Annotated in this window: 5 protein-coding genes and 1 pseudogene; all 6 read left to right on the top strand. The window is 58.2% G+C overall.

Going from position 1 to position 4438, the window contains the following annotated elements:
- On the top strand, positions 1 to 583 hold a 583-nt coding region (locus VF672_RS22500), incomplete at its 5' end, for a S1 RNA-binding domain-containing protein (protein ID WP_331107040.1).
- 271 nt (positions 584 to 854) lie between these two features.
- The gene (gene ihfB, locus VF672_RS22495; RefSeq protein WP_037011901.1) at positions 855 to 1154 is read left to right on the top strand and encodes an integration host factor subunit beta; all 300 of its coding nucleotides are present in this window, start codon (positions 855 to 857) and stop codon (positions 1152 to 1154) included.
- Positions 1155 to 1171: 17 nt separating this feature from the next.
- Positions 1172 to 1411 (top strand): lipopolysaccharide assembly protein LapA domain-containing protein, encoded by a 240-nt coding sequence (locus VF672_RS22490; RefSeq protein ID WP_331107036.1) that lies wholly within the window; start codon positions 1172 to 1174, stop codon positions 1409 to 1411.
- A gap of 196 nt (positions 1412 to 1607) precedes the next feature.
- Entirely contained in the window at positions 1608 to 2981 is a 1374-nt protein-coding gene (locus tag VF672_RS22485) for a phosphomannomutase (RefSeq protein WP_331107034.1), read from the top strand.
- A 123-nt stretch (positions 2982 to 3104) separates the two neighbouring features.
- On the top strand, positions 3105 to 4073 hold the full coding sequence (locus VF672_RS22480) for an SDR family oxidoreductase (protein ID WP_331107032.1): 969 nt from the start codon (positions 3105 to 3107) through the stop codon (positions 4071 to 4073).
- Positions 4070 to 4438: pseudogene (locus VF672_RS22475) on the top strand (glycosyl transferase); the annotation flags it as partial. The gene VF672_RS22480 and the pseudogene VF672_RS22475, both read left to right, overlap by 4 nt.

The raw sequence follows: 4438 nt of genomic DNA, 5'->3' as shown, positions 1-4438 counted from the left end.
CGGCACCATCAAGTCGATCACCGATTTCGGTATCTTCATTGGTCTGGACGGCGGCATCGACGGCCTGGTTCACCTGTCCGACATCTCCTGGAACGAAGTGGGCGAAGAAGCCGTACGTCGTTTCAAGAAGGGCGACGAGCTTGACACCGTGATCCTGTCGGTTGATCCAGAGCGTGAGCGTATCTCGCTGGGCATCAAGCAGCTGGAAAGCGATCCGTTCTCCGAGTACGTCACTGTCAATGACAAAGGCGCTATCGTTCGCGGTATCGTTAAAGAAGTTGACGCCAAAGGCGCCATCATCACTCTGGCCGACGACATCGAAGCGACCCTCAAAGCCTCCGAAATCAGCCGTGACCGCGTTGAAGACGCGCGCAACGTTCTGAAAGAAGGCGAAGAGATCGAAGCCAAGATCATCAGCGTTGACCGCAAGAGCCGCGTGATCAGCTTGTCCATCAAGTCGAAAGACGTTGAAGACGAGAAAGAAGCGATTCAGAGCCTGCGTAGCAAGCCTGAAACCGCTGAAAGCACTGGTCCTACCACTCTGGGTGACCTGCTGCGTGCGCAAATGGAAAAACAGAACTGAGTTCTGTCTGACCATTCAAAAAGGGCGACTTCGGTCGCCCTTTTTTGTGGGTGCGTATTCATGAGGCTCGTTCTGCCAGCGCTCGCGATTCCGGGCGCCAGCGACGCGCAAGACAGCCCTGCGCCACGGTTCATGGGGGATTCAGCGGTACGGCGTTGATGATCTTCAAGCCTGGCTGATTTAAGTCAGGAGACGGACTGTTCAAAAGCTTCAGGTCATGCTAAAACCTTCAAAGCGCTTTACCTAGCTGCTTGAAAAAGAAGGGAAAAATATGACGAAGTCGGAGTTGATCGAACGAATTGTCACCCATCAAGGACTGCTCTCATCCAAGGATGTGGAGCTGGCCATCAAGACCATGCTTGAGCAGATGTCGCAGTGCCTGGCGACGGGGGACCGTATTGAAATACGCGGTTTCGGCAGCTTCTCTCTGCACTATCGCGCGCCTCGTGTAGGCCGTAATCCCAAGACAGGTCAGTCTGTCAGTCTCGACGGCAAGTTCGTCCCTCACTTCAAGCCAGGCAAAGAGCTCCGCGACCGGGTGAACGAAGAAGAGGAGCATGAGCTCCAATAGCTCTTTGAGGAGTTTTCATGCGAAATGTGAAGCGTCTGATCTTTTTAGTTATCGCCCTGTTGATCGCAGCGGCGATAGTTGTATTTGTGCTGGAAAACCAACAGGCCGCTGCACTGGTATTCTTCGGCTGGAATGCGCCCGAGTTGCCTGTCGCCGTGCCGGTGATCCTTGCGCTGTTGGTGGGCATGTTGATTGGCCCGCTGTTGGTTTCAGTCGCGCGTCTGCGCAGGAAGCCCAAAGCGTCACGTCTGCCCTGATAAAATCCCTGCGCGCCAACTCCCTCAACGCTTGCGTTGAAGATAATTACAAGCGCGCCTATAACTAATCTCCTTTTTTAATGCCTAACCCACGCCTCAAGCTTTCAGGCGCGAGGGTTGCGTGCAGTTCGTCCGTCGAGCTGCTTCTACTGAACAGAGGAACCTTCGGGTTTTTTCGTCGCATAGGTTTTTACACATGAATTCCGACTTTCCCGCTCTTCAGACCCGCTGCTTCAAGGCCTACGACATTCGTGGTCAAGTGCCTAATGATCTAGATGACGACATCGCGTACCGCATCGGCCGGTCCATGGTGGTTGAACTGGGCGCCAGGCATATCGTGGTGGGCCGAGACATGCGTCTTGAAAGCCCCGCCCTGGCTCAGGCGTTGATCAAAGGCATCCAGGAAGCCGGCGCCGATGTCATCGACATCGGCCTGTGCGGCACCGAAGAAGTCTACTTTGCCACCAGCCACTACGAAGCAGACGGTGGCGTGATGGTCACGGCCAGTCATAACCCCAAGGGTTATAACGGCATGAAACTGGTTCAGAAATCGTCGCGGCCCATCAGCGGTGACACCGGGCTTGATGCCATTCGCCAGCGCGTCGATGCCGGCGATTTCGGCGAGGTTGCCGCTCAGCCCGGCAGCGTCCAGTCCCGGCCGGACAAGACGGCCTACATTGAGCACCTGCTGACGTACGTCAAGGATGCCGAGCTTCGCCCCCTGAAGATCCTTGCCGATCCGGGCAATGGCGCCGTTGGCCCTGCGCTTGAAGCTATCCGCTCCCAGCTGCCGTTCGAGTGGGTCATCATCAACGCCGAACCCGATGGCAACTTCCCCAACGGCGTGCCGAACCCGCTGCTGCCGGAAAACCGCAGCATTACCCGCGACGCGCTGCTTAAGCACGGTTGCGACCTTGGCCTGGCGTGGGATGGCGACTTCGACCGCTGCTTCTTCTTTGACGAGCAGGGCCGTTTCGTCGAAGGCTACTACCTGGTGGGCCTGCTGGCCGAGATGTTGCTCAAGCAACACCCTGGCTCGAAGATCATTCACGACCCACGTCTGACCTGGAACACCATCGATCAAGTGGAGCAAGCGGGCGGTACGCCGGTGCTGTGCAAAACCGGGCACGCCTTCATCAAGGAGCGCATGCGCCTTGAAGACGCCGTCTATGGCGGCGAGATGAGCGCGCACCATTACTTCCGTGATTTTGCCTACTGCGACAGTGGCATGATCCCGTGGCTGTTGGTCGCCGCGCTGATGTCCGTTTCCGGCAAGAAATTCTCCCAGTTGGTGGATGAGCGCATGGCCGCCTACCCGTGCAGCGGCGAAATCAACTACAAGGTCGAAGACGTCAAATCCATCATCGCCAAGATCCTGGAGCACTACACGCCGTCTTGCTCGAACATCGACAAGACCGACGGCATCAGTCTGGAGTTCGCCGAATGGCGTTTCAACCTGCGCGGTTCGAACACCGAGCCGTTGCTGCGCCTGAACGTTGAAAGCCGTCGTGACCCGGCGCTGGTTGCGGCCAAGGTCAAAGAGATTGAAGCGCTGATCAACGGTAAGTGATGCACCCGGCGTGCGGTCCCGCTCAGTGAGTGTGAGGGCCGCACGCCAATCCGCTACAATGGCCCGGCTGGCTCGCAATGGCTGCCTTGATGGGCCGCAAATTATTATGTGCATGGATTGAATATGACCAGAAAAATCCTGGTGACAGGGAGTTCGGGATTTTTAGGCACAGCGCTGGTTGACCACCTTGCACAGCTTCCAGGCGCACACGTCATCGCGATCAGCAGACGCGAGACGCGCACCGCTTTCTCAAACGTAACGACGGGCACCATAGCTGCGCTGAACGCCGATACTCCCTGGCACGCGCTGCTGGAGGGCGTCGACACGGTCGTGCACGCGGCCGCACGGGTGCATGTGATGCACGACACCGCAGGTGACCCGCTTGCGCTGTACCGAGAGGTCAACACCCTCGGCACGCTGAATCTGGCTGAGCAGGCCGCTGCAGCAGGCGTTCGGCGTTTCATTTTCATCAGTACGATCAAAGTCTGCGGCGAATCGACTGCACGGGGCGAGTGCTTTCGTCCGGACGATGCTCCGAATCCGAGCGATCCCTACGCGATCTCCAAACACGAGGCCGAACAGGGCCTTCTGACGCTGGCAAACAGCTCGGCGATGGAGGTGGTGATCATCCGTCCGGTGCTGGTGTACGGGCCTGGCGTGAAAGCCAACTTCCTGCAGCTGATGCGCACGCTGCGCAAAGGCGTACCGTTGCCACTGGGCGCAGTGAACAATGCACGCAGCCTCGTTTCGCTGGATAACCTGATCGACTTGATCCGCGTGTGCATCGATCATCCTGGCGCGGCGAACCAAGTGTTTCTTGTCAGTGATGGCCAGGACCTCTCCACGACCGAACTGGCCCGCCGCCTCAAATCGCACATGCGCGCCTCGGGCTGGCTCATTCCCGTCCCCGAATCCCTTATCATGCTCGGCGCCACACTGTTGGGGCGCAAATCGGCGGCCGAGCGGGTCCTGGGTTCGCTGCGGGTGGACATCAGCAAAAACCGCGAACGGCTGCAGTGGCAGCCCGCTGTTTCGGTTGAAGACGGGCTGAAGAAGACCGTCGAGCATTTTCTGGTTACGGATCGAGCATGAATTATTGGTGGGTCGCGGTTGCTGTTGTCGTATTTTCGTTTGCGCTGACGCATGTACTGCGACGGTATGCGCTGCACAAAAGCTTGCTCGATATCCCCAACGGCAGAAGCTCGCACACCCTGCCGACCCCGCGCGGCGGCGGTGTGGCGATTGTCATCAGCTATCTGGTAGCGTTGGTCTGCATGCTGTATGCCGGGTCGCTGGGGCGGGATCTGTTTCTGGCCCTGTTTGGCGCGGGCGCTTTGATCGCGGCGTTGGGCTTTCTCGACGACCACGGCCATATTGCGGCACGGTGGCGTCTGCTGGGGCATTTTGTGGCGGCGGTGTGGGCGTTGTTCTGGCTGGGTGGTCTTCCAGCGATTGAT

It is taken from the genome of Pseudomonas sp., assembly GCF_036387035.1.
Classification (GTDB): domain Bacteria; phylum Pseudomonadota; class Gammaproteobacteria; order Pseudomonadales; family Pseudomonadaceae; genus Aquipseudomonas.
Note: the sequence above shows the minus strand (reverse complement) of the source record. Positions and strands in the feature narration are given on the sequence as shown.